The sequence below is a fragment of the Rhodococcoides kroppenstedtii genome, assembly GCF_900111805.1.
Taxonomy (GTDB): Bacteria; Actinomycetota; Actinomycetes; order Mycobacteriales; family Mycobacteriaceae; genus Rhodococcoides; species Rhodococcoides kroppenstedtii.
Window position 1 is genome coordinate 335,753 of the sequence record NZ_FOJN01000002.1, and the last position, 14,704, is coordinate 350,456.

Genomic DNA, 14,704 nt, shown 5'->3' on the forward strand with positions numbered 1-14,704 from the left:
GAGGTCCCGGACGACGGTCGCCGTGGCGGTACGGTCGGACGCATGATGCCGGAACCACCTCAGCACGTCATCGGCACCTTCGGCCTCCGCGGCTCCGACCCGGTCCCGCTCGGCGACGACTGGGACGGCGGATGGCGTCTCGGTGACGTCGTGCTCTCGCCCGTGGCCGATCACGCGCGCGGTGCCTGGTCGGCGAAGGTCCGCGAGACGCTCGAGGTCGAGGGGGTGCGGCTCGCCCGCCCGGTGCGGTCCACGGACGGCCGGTACGTCGTGTCCGGGTGGCGCGCCGACACCTACATCGAGGGCGCGCCCGAACCTCGGCACGACGAGGTGGTCTCCTTGGCCACCCGACTGCACGTGGCCACGTCCGCGCTGGAGAAGCCGCGGTTTCTCACCCAGCCGCCGGTGGCCCCGTGGTCCGACGTCGACGTGTTCGTCGCGGCGGATCGTGCTGCGTGGGAACCGGTTCCGTTCCGGTCGGCCCGCGCGGGCGGGGCGGTGGAGCCGACGTCGCCCGACGGGGTACGCAGCATGGAACTGATCGGCCGGCTCGCGACGCTGCGGCGACCGGTGCAGGAGCCGGACCAGTTGGTCCACGGGGACCTGTTCGGCACCGTGCTCTTCGACGGCGCCCGCGCGCCCGGACTGACCGACATCACCCCCTATTGGCGTCCCGCTGCATGGGCCGCGGCGGTGGTCGTCGTCGACGCGGTGTCCTGGGGCGGTGCGGACGACGGCCTGGTCGGCCGGTGGGAGGACCTCCCGGAATGGCCGCAGATGTTGTTGCGGGCCATCATGTTCCGGCTCGCCGTCCACGCGTTGCACCCTCGCTCGACAGCCGAGGCGTACCCCGGCCTCGCGCGGACCGCCGACCTGGTGCGGCTCCTGCTCTAGAGCCGGGCGGCGCCGTCGGCACCGACGAGACGGCCGCCGCCGTCAGTACCGACGAGACGGCCGCCGCCGTCAGTACCGACGAGACGGCCGCCGCCGTCAGCGTGCCCGATACGCCCGCCACCCGCCGTACTCGGTGATGTCCGTTCCGGCGTCGGCGGCCTCCTGGCTGCAGGTGAAACCCGTGACCCACCGACCGTCGGACAGTTCCACCGGGCCCAGTCCCATGGGCGCGGGGAGCGCCGCCAGGAACGTGCCGAGGTGCGCCGGGGCGAGGCGGTAGAGCTCGCCCGCGATCTCGGCGCCGCCGTCGCCCACCCGGACCAGTCCCGGCTTGGGCGGCTCGGTGTGCAGGTCTTGGAGTCGGTAGGCCGTGGAGGTTCGCACCTCGCCGAGGAATCGCGCCCCGCGCTCGACGAGCTGCCCGTGCGCCGGGAAACCCGCGAGATGGGCGCCCACCACCAGGACGTCCACGCCGCCTGCGCCGAGGTCGGGACTCGGCTCACCGACCAGACGCGCCGCGACGTCCACCGCGACCTGATCGTCGAAACGGTCGGTGACGAGCATGACGCCGAACGGGTCGCCCGCGGCGGTCGCGGCGCCCGGCACGGCCACGGCGGCCAGGTCGAGCAGGTTGCAGAAATTCGTGAACGTCCCCATCCGACGGTTGATCGCCACGGGCTCGGCCTGCACCGCCGCGATGGTCGGGTGCTCGGTGGTGGTGGGCAGCAGCAGCGCGTCCACGTCCGCGAGCATCCGCACCGCGAGGGCCCGGACCCGGGTGAGGCGGTCGAGATCGGTGACGTACTCGTGCGCGGCAGGTGCCTTCGCCCCCCGGACGATGGCGGCGACCGTCGGGTCCGCATTCGCCGGCGCCGTCTCGAGGAACGCTCCCACCGCCGCGTACCGCTGCGCCACCACGGCCCCGTCGTAGAGCAGCGTTGCCGCGTCGAGCAGGGCCGAGACGTCCACCGTGACGGTGTCGATCCCACGGTCGGTCAGCCCGTCGACGGTCGCGCCGAACGCGGCAGCGAACTCGGGCGACAGCGCGGTCAGATCGTCCGCCCGCGGCACCGCGACGCGCGGCCGGGGCGCGGCGGCCAGACGAACGGTCGCGGGCCACGACCGGCTTCGCGGGTCCTCCTCGTCCGGCCCGATCATCGTGCGCATCGCGGCGGCCGCAGTGGCGAGGTCGGCAGCGAACACGGTGACCGCGTCGTAGTCCACGCAGGCCGGCACGACGCCCGCGGTAGGGACGAGACCCAGGGTGGCCTTGATGCCGACCAGGTCGTGCAGCGCCGCCGGCACCCGGCCGGATCCGGCGGTGTCCGTGCCGAGAGCGACGTCGACCACGCCGAGGGCCACGGCGACCGCCGATCCGGCGCTCGACCCCCCGGACACCCGCTCGGGATCCCACGCGCACCGCACCGCGCCGTACGGACTGCGGGTGCCGACCAGGCCCGTCGCGAACTGATCGAGATTGGTCGTGCCCAGCACCAGCGCGCCCGCGTCGACGAGCCGTCGGACGGCCGTGGCCGACTTCTCGGCGACGACGCCGAGTTCCGGGCAAGCCGCGGTGGTCGGGAGTCCGCCGACGTCGATGTTGCCCTTGACGGCGACGAGCAGGCCGGCGAGAGGGAGGTCGGCACCGTCGGCCAGGCGCTGCTCGACGGCGTGCGCGTCGCTCAGGACCTCACCCTCCGGTCGCAGGTCGATCCACACCTCCGGTCGGTCCTCCTCGTAGAGGCGCTTGTATGCCAGGGCCACGCGCTGCGACGGGGGCAGCGTGGGATCGATGCGGTCGGCGACGACGCTCATGCGAGGGTGTTCCCTTCGGTGGTCGGGATGGTTCCCGGAGTGGTCTCTGCGTTGTCGACAGGGACGGTGATCAGCAAGGGGCTGCCTGGTTCGACCCGATCGCCCGGGGCGGCGGTGACGGCGACGACGCGCACGGAGTCCGGAACGGTCACCGGCAGTTCGAGTTTCATCGCTTCGAGCACCACCGCGGTGTCGCCGGCGGCGAGGACGTCGCCGACTGACACGTCGACGCGCCACACGCTGGCGACCATCGGGGCCTCGACGACCGTGCCCCCCGCGGGGACGTCGAGGTCGAGCGCGCCGGACGCGACGGCAGGGTCCACGTCGGTCTGCCGGGCGTCGAACTCGCCGGATTCGCGCCAGGTCTGCTTCTCCCGCTCGAAGGCTGCGCGTTGACGGCTGTCGAACTCGTCGATGGACTCGGCGTGCTCGGCCAGGAAGCCGCGGTGCTCGGCGAGGGAGAACTCGCCGTGCTCGATCGCCGGGTCGAATCGCCCGGCGCGAGCGTCGGCGCGGGCCTCGGTGAGTTCGTCGGGGGTGACCGGTGTCCACGAGATGCGGTCGAACCAGCGGAACAACCACGGCACCCCGGGTTCGAACGGCGCTCGCTGGGTGTGACCGGACCAGATCGGCACCGTGCGTCCGATCAGCTGGTAACCCCCCGGCGACTCCATGCCGTAGACGCAGAGGTACTTGCCGCCGATGCCCACGGCGTCGGACGGCGTCCACGTCCGCGCCGGGTTGTACTTGGTGGTGACCAGGCGGTGTCGTGGGTCCAGCGGAACGGCCAAGGGCGCACCGAGATACACGTCGCCGAGTCCGAGCACCAGGTACTCCGCGTCGAAGACGATGCGTCGGACGTCGTCGACGGAGTCGAGACCGTTGATGCGCCGGACGAATTCGGTGTTCGACGGGAGCCACGGCGCCGTCGGGCGGACGCCGCCGCGGTAACGATCGATGGCCTCGAGGATCGAAGGATCGTCGAAGGACAGAGGCAGGGTGATGCGGCGGCTGGGGACGACGATGTCCGCCGTCGGCGGGAGGTCCTCCTCGATCTCGGCGAGCAGTCCCACCACGGTGCGGATCGGCAGTCGGTCCGGATCCACGTGCAGGTGCAACGATCGCACGCCGGGTGTCGCGTCGAGCAAGCCGGCGGGCGCCCGCTCGGCCAGCGCCGCGGCCAACGCGTGCACCCGGATCCGCAGCCCGAGATCGAGTTCCCTCGGTCCGTATTCGACCAGGACGTTGTCGTCCCCGCCGCGCAGGTAGCGGACTTCCGGTCGGCCGTCGCCGGCGTCGCGACGGCCGAGAACACCGTCGTCGTCTTCGCGGCGACCGAGCAGCGCGGGTGTCGGACGGTCCTGTGCGCGTGCGGCATCGGACCGCAGGGCGTCGGCGCCTGCGTCGGAGACGGGGACGAAGCGCACCGTGTCGCCCGGCCGTATCTGGCCCAGCTTCCAGCGATGTGCGGTGACCACCGTGAGCGGGCAGGCGAAGCCGCCGAGGCTCGGCCCGTCCGGACCCAGCAGGATCGGGGTGTCGCCGGAGACGTTGAGTGCGCCGACGCTGTACGGGCAGTCGTGGAGGTTCGACGGGTGCAGTCCGGCGTCGCCGCCGTCCGTGCGCGCGAACTCCGGCTTCGGACCCTCGAGCCGGATGCCCGTCCGGTTGGCGTGCGCCGAGACCGTCCACACCGACTCGTAGAACAGGTCGAGATCGGCGCGGGTGAAGTAGTCGGGAGCCGGGTGCGGGCCCTCGCCGACCGCGAGGTGCCAGTGGTGGGTGAACTCCGGTCGGTCGGCCGGAACCACGGGCGCCGGGTCGGTGACGCCGACGTCGGTACCGGCCGGACGCAGCACGTCGCCGGTCACCAGCGCACGGCCGGTGACGCCGCCGAAACCGCCGAGCGTGAACGTCGCCGCGCTGCCGTGGTAGTCCGGCGCGTCGAGCCCGCCGCGCACCGCGAGATAGGTCCGCAGTCCGGTGTCCGCGGGTGCGCCGAGGTCGAGCACGCCGCCGGCGGGCACGGTGACGGCCTCCCACATCGGCACGGGTTCGCCGTCGAGGGTCACCGGCGCGTCGGCTCCGGTGACGGCGACGACGGTCGGGTGCGAGAACCGCAGACGCGGCCCGGTGAGGGTGCATTCGAGGGCCGGGAGATCGTCGTTGCCGACGAGTCGGTTCGCCAGCGTGAGCGAGAGGTCGTCGTACGCTCCGGACGGGGGGATGCCGACGTTCCAGAGACCGGTCCGTCCCCGAACGTCCTGGACGGTGGTGGAGACGCCGGCGCGCTCGACGTCGATCCGAGGGCCGTCCGTCGGGAGGTCGGCGAGCGTGCCCGTGGTGTGCACGGCCTGCACGACCGGCTCGGCCACCGCCGCGATCCGCAACTGGCCGAGGTTGGTGGACACCCCGTGCAGCCGGGACCGGGTCAGAGCGTCGTGCAGCGCGTGGAGCGCGTCGGTGCGATCGTGTCGGTGCACGATCACCTTGGCGAGCATGGGGTCGTAGTAGGAGCTGACGGTGGTGCCGGTCTCGACGTGGGTGTCGATGCGCGCGTCGTCCGGAAACGCCACGTCGGTGAGCAATCCGGCGCTGGGTCGGTAGTCCTGGCCCGGATCCTCGGCGTAGACACGGGCCTCGACGGCGTGTCCGGTGATCGCGGGCCCGGAGTCGGGGACGTCGGTCAGCATCGAGCGGTCGCCGCCGGCCAGCCGCAGCATCCACCCCACCAGATCCACCCCGGTGACCGCCTCGGTGACGGGGTGCTCCACCTGCAGCCGCGTGTTCACCTCGAGGAAGGACGCCTCCTCGCGGTCGACGTCGTAGACGAACTCGACCGTGCCGGCGGAGCGGTATCGCTGCGCGGCCGTCAGGGCCCGTGCCGACGCGAGCACCTGCTCGGTGACGGACTCGGGCAACGCCGGAGCGGGGGCCTCCTCGATCACCTTCTGATTGCGCCGCTGCAGGGAGCAGTCGCGGGTGCCGAGACTGACCACCCGGCCCTCACCGTCGCCGAACACCTGCACCTCGATGTGGCGGGCGCGTTCGACGAAGCGCTCGAGGAACACACCGGAGGAGCCGAAGTTGTTCTCCGCCAGACGGATCACGCGATCGTAGGCGGCGACCAGCTCCTCGGGAGTTCGGCACGCCTGCATTCCGATGCCGCCTCCACCGCCCACGGCCTTGAGAATGACGGGGTACTCGATCGCAGCCGCGGCCGCCACCGCGTCGTCGGGACCGGCCAGCAGGCCGCTGCCCGCGACCAACGGGACGCCCGCCTCGGCGGCCGCACGGCGCGCCGTGTGCTTGTCGCCGAATATCCGGAGGTGATCCGGTGCAGGGCCCACGAAGAGCAGCCCCGCCGCCTCGACCGCCGTCGCGAAGTCGACGTTCTCGGAGAGGAATCCGTAGCCCGGATGCACTGCCCCGGCGCCCGTGGCGAGCGCGGCGTCGACCACGGCGTCGGCCCGCAGATACGACTGCGCGGCCGGGGCTTCGCCCAGGCGTACCGCCTCGTCGGCCATGCGGACGTGCCGGGCGTCACGATCGGCGTCGCTGTACACCGCGACGGTCCGCAACCCCAGCTCCCGCGCACCGCGGACGATGCGGCAGGCGATCTCGCCGCGATTGGCGACGAGCAGCGTGTCGAAGGACAGGCTCGCCGCCGCGGCGGTGGCCGCGTCGGTCGAGGGGCCGGCGGGCGTCCGGCCGAGAAGTTCGGTCATGGGTCGGTCCTGTTCTGATGCGGGCGGGGTCGGTCGGGGTCGGTCGGGTCGGATCGGTCAGTGCCGCACGGCGTGAACGAGGTGGGCCATCGAGAGTGCGGTCGTGGCGCGATCGACGACGACGGCGCGGGACTGGTCGATGTGGTCGAGCAACGTGGTCCGGGCGTCGGAGAGTGCGCCGTCGAGCAGTTGTTCGCCGATGAGCACGTGCTCGTCGACGGTGGCCCGCATGCGATCGGGGGTCAGGTAGTCGAACATGCGCACGGGACGGATGCGCGCGTTGACGGTGCGGAGGGCGTCGGCAAGCGCCGCATTCCCGGACGAGAGCAGGATCCCCACGTGGAATTCCTCGTCGCGGGAGACGAACCCGGCGTCGGGATCCGGCGGGTCGTGCCGCAGGCGACGCCACGCCTCGACGATCTCCGCCAGCGCCGCGCGGTCGTGCCGCGGCACGCTGTCCTCGTCACCGGTCACGCGGTCGATTCCCCTGAGCTCCAGGGTGATCCGCAGCTCGTAGAGGTCGGCGATCTCGGCCAGACGGGGACGGTAGGGGAGCAGGCCGCGGTCGTCGCGGCGGAGCAATCCGTCGGAGAGCAGCCGTGCCAGCGCCTCGCGGACCGGTGTTCGAGACACCCCGTAGAGCTCGGCGAGGCGTTCCTCGCCGAGACGCTCCGCGGGATCGAGAGCGCCGGCCATGAGGTCCTGACGCAACGTGAGGTACACCCGGTCGCGCAACGGTCCGGTTCCGATCAGAGGGGACGTCCCCGTCATCAGATGGCCATCGCCGCACGCACGTCGCTCTCGGCGCCGAGACCGCCGGCTCCGGTCGCGGTGATCCGACCCGATTCGAGGACGTGGTAGGTACGCGCCGCGCCCAGAGCGAACCCGATGTGCTGCTCCACCAACAGAACCGACAATCCGCCCCGCTGCGACAACGCCACGATGGTCCGCTCGATCTCCGCGACCACGGACGGCTGGATGCCTTCGGTGGGTTCGTCCAGCACGATCACCCGCGGCTCGGTGATGAGGGCTCGGGCGATCGCGAGTTGCTGGCGTTGCCCGCCGGACAGCAGCCCGGCTCGGCGGGACAGGAGATCCTTCAGGGCCGGGAACAGGTCGAGGGCCTCGTCGATCAGCGCGCGACCCCGCTTGCGCCCGTCGGCGACCACCTGCAGGTTCTCGGCCGTGGTGAGCTGCCCGAACGACTGTTGTCCCTGAGGAACGTAGGCCAGTCCGCGGGCGACCCGTGCACTCGGCCGCATCGACGTCACGTCCTCGTCGTCGAGGACGACGCGTCCCGACGACGTCTTCAGCAGTCCGACCGCGGCTCGCAGCAGCGTGGTCTTCCCGGCGCCGTTGTGCCCCATGACGGCGACCACGGCGTCGTCCGGAACGGTCAGGGACACCCCGTGCACCACGTCACTGCGGCCGTAGCCGGCGTGGACGTCAACGAGTTCCAACATGGTCGTCCTCCTGGCTGGTGGTGTCGTCGGGGCCGCCTGAGGCGGCGGTGTCGGCCGAGCCGCCTACGGCGGCGGTGTCGGCCGAGCCGCCTACGGCGGCGGTGTCGGCCGAGCCGCCTACGGCGGCGGTGGTGCCCAGGTACACCCGCTGGACCTCCGGGTTCGCCTGGACCTCGGCCACGGTGCCCTCGGCGAGGACCCGTCCGCCCGCCAGCACCATCACCGACGTCGCGAAGCGGCGCATGAACTCCATGTCGTGCTCGACCACCACGACGGTGCGGTCGGCGCCGATGCGGCGCAGGAGCTGACCCGTGGCCTCGCGCTCCTCGTGGCTCATGCCCGCGACGGGCTCGTCGAGGAACAGCACGTCGGCGTTCTGCACCAGGAGCATGCCGATCTCGAGCCATTGCTTCTGCCCGTGCGCCAGCGACCCGGCCGGGGTGTCCCGACGGTCGGTGAGACCGATGGTCTCGAGCGCGTCCTCGACGGCCGTCGACACCGAACGCCGACGACGCAGCAGGGTGCGCCAGGGCCGCCCGGCACCGGCGGCGATGTCGAGGTTCTGCAGCACCGTGAGGTTCTCGAAGATGCTGGCGGTCTGGAACGTGCGGCCGACGCCCAGGCGGGCGATGCGGTGGGTCTTCTTCCCCAGCAACTCGACGCCCGACTTGGTGACGGACCCGGTGGCGGGCACCAGGCCGGTGATCGCGTCGATGAGGGTGGTCTTGCCTGCGCCGTTCGGGCCGATGAGGAAGCGCAGATCGCCCTGCATCAGCGTCAGGTCGACGTCGGTGTTGGCCTTGAAGCCGTCGAATTCGACGGTGAGACCGCGGACTTCGAGGTACTGGCTCGACATGCCGGCGTTGCCGCCGTAGGTCGGGCCCACCGAGGGTGCCGCGGTGGTGGGGACCGGGGTCATCGGACCGGCTCCTTGTCCGTCGTCGGGGTGGTCGCGACCGTCGAGGCGTCCTCTGCAGGGGTGGTGGTCGAGTCGGGCTCGACGGGCCGGTGTCTCGGCGCGGGCGGTGCCGGCTCCATGCGCTGTCGCTGTCGGCGGAGCGCGAAGAGACCGGCCGCACCGGCCGGAAAGAACCCGACCACCACGACGAACAGCAGGCCCTGGGCGTACGTCCAGCCGGACGGGAACTGTTCGGAGAGCGTGGTCTGTGCCCAGGCAACACCGATCGCCCCGAGGACCGGGCCGAGCAGGGTGGTGCGGCCGCCGATCGCGACACCGATGAGGAAGGCAATCGACGGCACGACGCCGACGTCGTTGGGGGAGACGATGCCGACGATGGGCACGAACAGGGCGCCCGCCAGGCCGGCGAAGAACGCGGCGACGACGTAGGCGACCACCTTGATCGTCGCCGGGTCGTAACCGAGGAACCGCACGCGCTCCTCTTGATCACGCACGGCGACCAGGAGTTCGCCGTAGCGCGAGTTCATCAGGGCGCGCACCACGTACACCGCGCCGAGCACGGCGGCCGCGGCCACGAAGAACAACATTCGCTGGTTCGCCGGGTCGCTGAGGGTGAAACCGAAGAACGTCCGGAACCGGTTGAGGCCGTTGGACCCTCCGGTGGACTGCTGGCCCACGAGGAGAATCGCGAACGCTGCCGCGAGCGCCTGGGACAGGATGGCGAAGTAGGCACCCTTGACGCGCCGCTTGAACACGCCGAGCCCGAGCAGCAGCGCCAGCAGTCCCGGCAGGACGAGGATGCCGAGCACGGCGACCACGGGGGAGGCGAACGGCACCCAGTACGAGGGCAGTTCACGGATGCCGGCGATCGACATGAAGTCCGGCACGGCGTCGCCGCGCAGGGTGGCGTCGGCCATCTTCAGGTGCATGGCCATGATGTACGCGCCGATGCCGAAGAAGACGCCCTGTCCCAGAGTGAGCATCCCGCCGCGTCCCCAGGCGAGGCCGATGCCGACCGCGACCAGCGCGTAGCAGAGGAACTTCGCCAGCAGGCTCAGCCGGAAGTCGCTCAGTACCGCCGGTGCCACCGCGAACAACAGGACGGCGGCGACGGCGAAACCCGCTGCGGCACGGAACTTCCCCGGCACGATAGTGGAGGTGGTCATACGAGGCTCCTGGTCTTGACGGCGAAGAGGCCCTGCGGTCGGGCCTGCAGGAAGGCGACGATGAGCACGAAGACCACCACCTTGGCGACGGAGGCCGTGGTGCTGTACTCGACGAACGAATTGAGGATGCCGAGAGCGAAGGCCGCGATGACGGCACCCTTGATCTGGCCCAGCCCGCCGACCACCACGACGAGGAACGCGTCGATCAGATAACTCTGTCCCACCGTGGAACTCGTCGATCCGACCAGGGTGAGGGCCACGCCGGCGACGCCGGCGAGTCCCGACCCGATGAAGAACGTCGAGATGTCGGTACGTCGCGAGGAGATGCCCGACGTCTCGGCGAGATCGCGGTTCTGCACCACCGCCCGGATGCGTCGTCCCATCGGCGTCGTCTTCAATGCCAGGGCGAGGACCGACACGGCCACGACGGCGAGAACGAGAATGAAGATCCTCGTCTTCGGAACGACGGCGCCGAGCACATCCACACCGCCCGAGAGGAAGTCCGGTGCGACGACGTTGACGGCCGGTGCGCCGAAGATGTCGCGGGCGAGTTGCTGGAGGATCAACCCCACACCGAAGGTGACCAGCAGGGTGTCCAGCGGGCGGTGGTACATCCGCCGGATGAGCGTCACCTCGAGCAGTGCGCCCATGAGCCCACCGACGAGGAACCCGGCCACCAACGAGATCAGCAGCGACGCGCCACCGGCGCTCGTCACCTGTTGCACCACGTACGCGGTGTAGGACCCCGCCATGATGAACTCGCCGTGCGCCATGTTGACCACACCCATCTGACCGAAGGTCAGGGACAGGCCCAGCGCCGCGAGCAGGAGGATCGATCCGATCGACAGTCCCGTGAAGAGTTGTCCGACCACGACGTCCATGTGTTCTCCTTCCTCCGCTCGGCCCGCTCGCGACGCGGGCCGGGCAGTCAGTTGAGGTCGCCGGCCCAGTCGTAGGACTCGAGGAACGGATCCGGCTCGATCGGCGCGGGGGACTCCCACACCGTGTAGATGAGGCCGTCGGGACGGATCTCGCCGATGCGGGCGGTCTTGGAGATGTGGTGGTTGTCGCCGTCGACGACGACGGTGCCCTCGGGCGCGTCGAACGAGACGCCGTCGGCCGCGGCCTGGACGTCCGGCACCGCGAACGAGCCGGCCTTCTCGACCGTGTTCTTCCACAGGTAGACCGAGGTGTAGGCGGCTTCCATCGGATCCGACGTGGGCTTGTTCTGGCCGAACTTCGCCTTGTACGCCTCGACGAACGCCGTGTTCTCGGGGCTGTCGACGGTCTGGTAGTAGTTCCAGGCGGTGAGCTGACCGGCGATGTTCTGGGCGCCGATGCCGGCCACTTCCTCCTCGGCGATCGACACGGAGATCACGGGCATGTCGGCGGCGGTGAGGCCGGCGTTGGTGTACTCGCGGAAGAACGCGACGTTGGAGTCTCCGTTCAGGGTGTTGAACACCGCGTCGGCGTCGGCCGACCGCACCTTGTTGACGATGGTGGAGAAGTCCGTTGAGCCCAGCGGGGTGTAGTCCTCGCCGCGGATCTCGATGCCGTTGGCCTCGGCGTAGGCGCGGATCTCGCGGTTGGCGGTCTGCGGGAAGACGTAGTCGCTGCCCACCAGGTAGAGGGACTTGACGCCCTTCTCCTTCAGGTAGTCGAGCGCGGGCACGATCTGCTGGTTGGTCGTCGCACCGGTGTAGAAGATGTTCTTCGACGCCTCGAGGCCCTCGTACTGAACGGGGTAGTAGAGCAGGGCGTCGTTGTCCTCGAAGACCGGCAGCATCGCCTTGCGTGACGAGGACGTCCAGCCGCCGAACACCGCGGCGACACAGTCGCTGCTGATCAGCTTGTCGGCCTTCTCCGCGAAGATCGTCGGCTCCGACGCGCCGTCCTCGGCCACGATCTGCAGCTGCTTGCCGAGCACACCTCCGGACGCGTTGATCTGTTCGACCGCGAGCGCGATCGAATCCCGCACCGTCACTTCGCTGATCGCCATCGTTCCCGACAGTGAGTTCAGCGATCCGATCTTGACGGTGTCTCCGCTGGTGTCCACACAGGACGCCGGTGCACCGGCGGCACCGGACTCCGCAGTGTCTCCGGCGCGGGCACCGCACGCGGAGAGCGTGAGGCCGACGACGGCGATCAGGGCCGGGGTGACGACGAGTGGAGAGCGAAGGTGGCGACGGGAGCGTGCTTCCATGGCGGGTGGACCTCTCGGGTCGATGCAGTGACGAATGATGGTGCGCACGAGCAGTTCTCGACCTTTTCCGGGTCGGCGCAGGTGTGCGGGTACAGAAGCGTATACAGCGCTGTATGCGAGGAGAACGGTACGAAGCGGGTGTTTCCGGATCGCAGAATCGGTGTGACACTTGCGTATCCGAGGTGACGGCCGTGTTACGCGGTCCGGCCCGTCGTGACGTGGGCCAACCGGTGGTGGTCGGTGTGGTGACAGGGTGTGGTTCGGGTGGCTCCGGATCCGCTGGGGTTTCCGTGATCCGCGTGGGCTGCAGTTGCGGCGGAGTGCTGGAACCGGCGCGGATCGGGCGAGGGCTCGGCGCGAACTCAGTCCGAGTAGTGGGCCGACACCTCGGCGAAGAGTTGTCGTGCGGCCGCGGCGGCGGCGTCGGGGTCTCCCGCTATCACGGCGTCGACGAGAGCCCCGTGCTCGTCGTGAAACCCGCGGCGGGTCTCGGCGACGTGTCGGGACACGGATTCCTCGATGGTGGGGAGGGCGAGGTCGTAGAACTCGAGGTACACCGCGTTGTGGCTGGCCGCGACGATCGCGCGGTGCAGCGCCGTGTCGAGGGCGAGTGCCTCGGCGCGGTCACTGTCCCAGGACCGCTGCCGTCGGTCACGGATGTCGCACAGGGTCCGGACGTCGTCGTCGGTCCGTCGACGAGCGGCCAGGGTGGCGGCGGTGACGTCGAGTGCCTGTCGGAGTTCGAGCACGTCGCGAGACCGCGAGGCGGCGAGGAACCGTCCGACGGTGGCTTGGACGTCGGAGGCGGCGACGACGTACGTCCCGGATCCCTGACGACGGTCCAGCATGCCGGCGTGGACGAGGGCTCCCACCGCTTCGCGCACCGTGTTGCGGCCCGCGCCGGTGAGGCCGACCAGGTCGGTTTCGGTGGGGATGCGAGTCCCGACGGGCCACGTACCGTTCTCGATCTCGCGGCGCAGGCGGTCGGTGACCCGGTCGATCAGGCTGGGGCGGGCGGGCGGCACGCGGTCTCCTCCGATCGGGGCGGGTCTGTCTTTCTTGTCTGCGACGACGGGTCTTTGCCCCGACGAACGAAGTCATCCTATGATTTTTCGGTGTCGACGCCCACCTCCACCGCATCTCGCCCTGCGCCGCTGCCGCTGATCCGCGGGCGCGTCCTCGTGTTCGCCGCGATCGTGCTGTCGGCGTTCACCCTGCGGTCCGCGGTGACGTCCATCTCACCGCTTTTCCCGCGCATCGGTGACGACCTCGGGTTCGGGGCCGGAGTCATCGGCGTCCTGGGCATGGTGCCGACGCTCATGTTCGCGGTGTTCGGCGTCGCAGCACCCGCGATCGCCGTGCGCCTCGGACTGGAACGCACGGCGCTCGTCGCGGCGCTGGTCACGGCGGTAGGGATTGTCGCGCGCTCGTACGCACCGGGGACCGTGAGCCTGGTGCTGCTGTCCGCGGTGGCGCTGGCGGGCATGGGCGTCGGCAACGTCGTCATTCCGCCGCTGGTGAAGCGGTACTTCTCCGACCGCGTGGCGGTGATGAGCACCGTCTACATCTGCTTCCTACAGTTCGGCACGATCGTTCCGTCGCTCACCGCCGTCCCGGTCGCCGATGCCCTCGGCTGGCGAGCGTCCCTCGCCGTCTGGGGTCTCGCGGCCGTCGCGGCGGCCGTGCCGTGGTTCGCGGTCGGCGTGTTCGACCGACGGTCGCGCACCACGACGGCGACCCCCGTGACCGCTCCGCAGTCGGAGTCCCCGGCCCCCGCCGGCCCGCGGGTCGCTCCGTGGCGGACGTCCCTCGGGTGGGGGATGGCGCTCATGTTCGGCATGACGTCGCTGATCACCTACTCCTTGTTCGCCTGGCTGCCGTCGTTGCTCGTCGAGTCGGGTGTGTCCGAGAGTGCGGGTGGCGTCGCCGTCGGTGTGTTCAGCGCGCTCGGACTGGCGGCGTCGTTGGTGGCTCCGTGGTTGGCGACGCGGATGGTGAACCCGTTCCCCGTCGCCGTTGCCTGTGCGGCGTTCTTCCTCGCCGGGTTCGCAGGGCTGTACTTCTCGCCGGGACACCTGACGCTGCTCTGGGTGGTGCTGGTCGGCGCGGGCCCGACGACGTTCCCCCTGGCCCTGACACTCATCAACCTGCGGACTCGCACCGAGAAGGGCTCGTCCGCGCTGTCCGGGTTCACGCAGGGAGTGGGATACCTGGTGGCGTGCTCCGGTCCGCTGCTGTTCGGCGCCCTGCACGAGGCGTCGGGCGCGTGGACGTGGTCCTTCGCCTTCCTCACCGGGGCAGTCGTCGTCCTGCTGGTCGCCGCGCGCGCCGCCTGCCGACCGCGGGTGCTCGAGGACGTGCTCGCCGCCCGCCACACCCCGTAGCCGGGCCCGATCCGCGCCGGTTGCAGTGATCCGCTGCAGCTGCAACCCGCGCGGATCACTGGAAGTCGCGCGGATCGGCAGGGGCCGAGCGTGGACCGGATCCGCGCCGGTTCCGGGGATCCGCCGCAACTG

Annotated in this window: 11 protein-coding genes; 2 read left to right on the forward strand and 9 right to left on the reverse strand. The window is 70.7% G+C overall.

Going from position 1 to position 14,704, the window contains the following annotated elements:
- The first annotated feature begins 45 nt into the window (after nt 1-45).
- Nucleotides 46-894 carry a TIGR02569 family protein gene (locus tag BMZ18_RS03695; RefSeq protein ID WP_371828480.1) on the forward strand — a complete coding sequence of 283 codons (849 nt, stop codon included), beginning with the start codon at nt 46-48 and terminating at the stop codon, nt 892-894.
- Nucleotides 895-990: 96 nt separating this feature from the next.
- On the opposite strand, the gene atzF is transcribed toward BMZ18_RS03695, so the two are convergent.
- The 9 genes from atzF to BMZ18_RS03740 all read right to left on the reverse strand — a co-directional run bounded on the left by atzF (nt 991) and on the right by BMZ18_RS03740 (nt 13,213).
- On the reverse strand, nt 991-2,709 hold the full coding sequence (atzF, locus tag BMZ18_RS03700; RefSeq protein WP_068362395.1) for an allophanate hydrolase: 1,719 nt from the start codon (nt 2,707-2,709) through the stop codon (nt 991-993).
- Nucleotides 2,706-6,437 (reverse strand): urea carboxylase, encoded by a 3,732-nt coding sequence (gene uca, locus BMZ18_RS03705; RefSeq protein WP_082894984.1) that lies wholly within the window; start codon nt 6,435-6,437, stop codon nt 2,706-2,708. The genes atzF and uca overlap by 4 nt, the downstream gene beginning before the upstream one ends.
- Before the next feature lie 57 nt (nt 6,438-6,494).
- Nucleotides 6,495-7,208 carry a GntR family transcriptional regulator gene (locus BMZ18_RS03710; protein WP_068362392.1) on the reverse strand — a complete coding sequence of 238 codons (714 nt, stop codon included), beginning with the start codon at nt 7,206-7,208 and terminating at the stop codon, nt 6,495-6,497.
- Nucleotides 7,208-7,900, reverse strand: coding sequence for an urea ABC transporter ATP-binding subunit UrtE (gene urtE / locus BMZ18_RS03715; protein ID WP_068362389.1), 693 nt, complete (start codon nt 7,898-7,900; stop codon nt 7,208-7,210). The genes BMZ18_RS03710 and urtE overlap by 1 nt, the downstream gene beginning before the upstream one ends.
- Nucleotides 7,884-8,819, reverse strand: coding sequence for an urea ABC transporter ATP-binding protein UrtD (gene urtD / locus BMZ18_RS03720; RefSeq protein WP_083400148.1), 936 nt, complete (start codon nt 8,817-8,819; stop codon nt 7,884-7,886). The genes urtE and urtD overlap by 17 nt, the downstream gene beginning before the upstream one ends.
- A complete protein-coding gene (urtC, locus tag BMZ18_RS03725) occupies nt 8,816-9,985 on the reverse strand; it encodes an urea ABC transporter permease subunit UrtC (RefSeq protein WP_082894982.1) in 1,170 nt (389 codons plus the stop codon). Before urtC ends, urtD begins: the two co-directional genes overlap by 4 nt.
- Nucleotides 9,982-10,866 carry an urea ABC transporter permease subunit UrtB gene (gene urtB, locus BMZ18_RS03730; protein WP_068101867.1) on the reverse strand — a complete coding sequence of 295 codons (885 nt, stop codon included), beginning with the start codon at nt 10,864-10,866 and terminating at the stop codon, nt 9,982-9,984. Before urtB ends, urtC begins: the two co-directional genes overlap by 4 nt.
- 47 nt (nt 10,867-10,913) lie before the next feature.
- On the reverse strand, nt 10,914-12,188 hold the full coding sequence (urtA, locus tag BMZ18_RS03735; RefSeq protein ID WP_068101865.1) for an urea ABC transporter substrate-binding protein: 1,275 nt from the start codon (nt 12,186-12,188) through the stop codon (nt 10,914-10,916).
- Between the two features lie 362 nt (nt 12,189-12,550).
- Nucleotides 12,551-13,213, reverse strand: a complete 663-nt coding sequence (locus BMZ18_RS03740) for a FadR/GntR family transcriptional regulator (RefSeq protein ID WP_068362387.1) — start codon at nt 13,211-13,213, stop codon at nt 12,551-12,553.
- Nucleotides 13,214-13,303: 90 nt separating this feature from the next.
- Here BMZ18_RS03740 and BMZ18_RS03745 point away from each other — a divergent pair, with 90 nt between their 5' ends.
- Nucleotides 13,304-14,572 carry a CynX/NimT family MFS transporter gene (locus tag BMZ18_RS03745; RefSeq protein ID WP_068362383.1) on the forward strand — a complete coding sequence of 423 codons (1,269 nt, stop codon included), beginning with the start codon at nt 13,304-13,306 and terminating at the stop codon, nt 14,570-14,572.
- Nucleotides 14,573-14,704 lie beyond the last annotated feature (132 nt).

Excerpts from the sequence above, each read along its gene's own strand:
- BMZ18_RS03695 (WP_371828480.1), top strand. The coding sequence starts at position 46 with ATGCCGGAACCACCTCAGCACGTCATCGGCACCTTCGGCCTCCGCGGC.
- urtA (WP_068101865.1), bottom strand. The coding sequence starts at position 12,188 with ATGGAAGCACGCTCCCGTCGCCACCTTCGCTCTCCACTCGTCGTCACC.
- BMZ18_RS03710 (WP_068362392.1), bottom strand. The coding sequence starts at position 7,208 with ATGACGGGGACGTCCCCTCTGATCGGAACCGGACCGTTGCGCGACCGG.
- urtC (WP_082894982.1), bottom strand. The coding sequence starts at position 9,985 with ATGACCACCTCCACTATCGTGCCGGGGAAGTTCCGTGCCGCAGCGGGT.
- urtE (WP_068362389.1), bottom strand. The coding sequence starts at position 7,900 with ATGTTGGAACTCGTTGACGTCCACGCCGGCTACGGCCGCAGTGACGTG.
- atzF (WP_068362395.1), bottom strand. The coding sequence starts at position 2,709 with ATGAGCGTCGTCGCCGACCGCATCGATCCCACGCTGCCCCCGTCGCAG.
- urtD (WP_083400148.1), bottom strand. The coding sequence starts at position 8,819 with ATGACCCCGGTCCCCACCACCGCGGCACCCTCGGTGGGCCCGACCTAC.
- urtB (WP_068101867.1), bottom strand. The coding sequence starts at position 10,866 with ATGGACGTCGTGGTCGGACAACTCTTCACGGGACTGTCGATCGGATCG.
- uca (WP_082894984.1), bottom strand. The coding sequence starts at position 6,437 with ATGACCGAACTTCTCGGCCGGACGCCCGCCGGCCCCTCGACCGACGCG.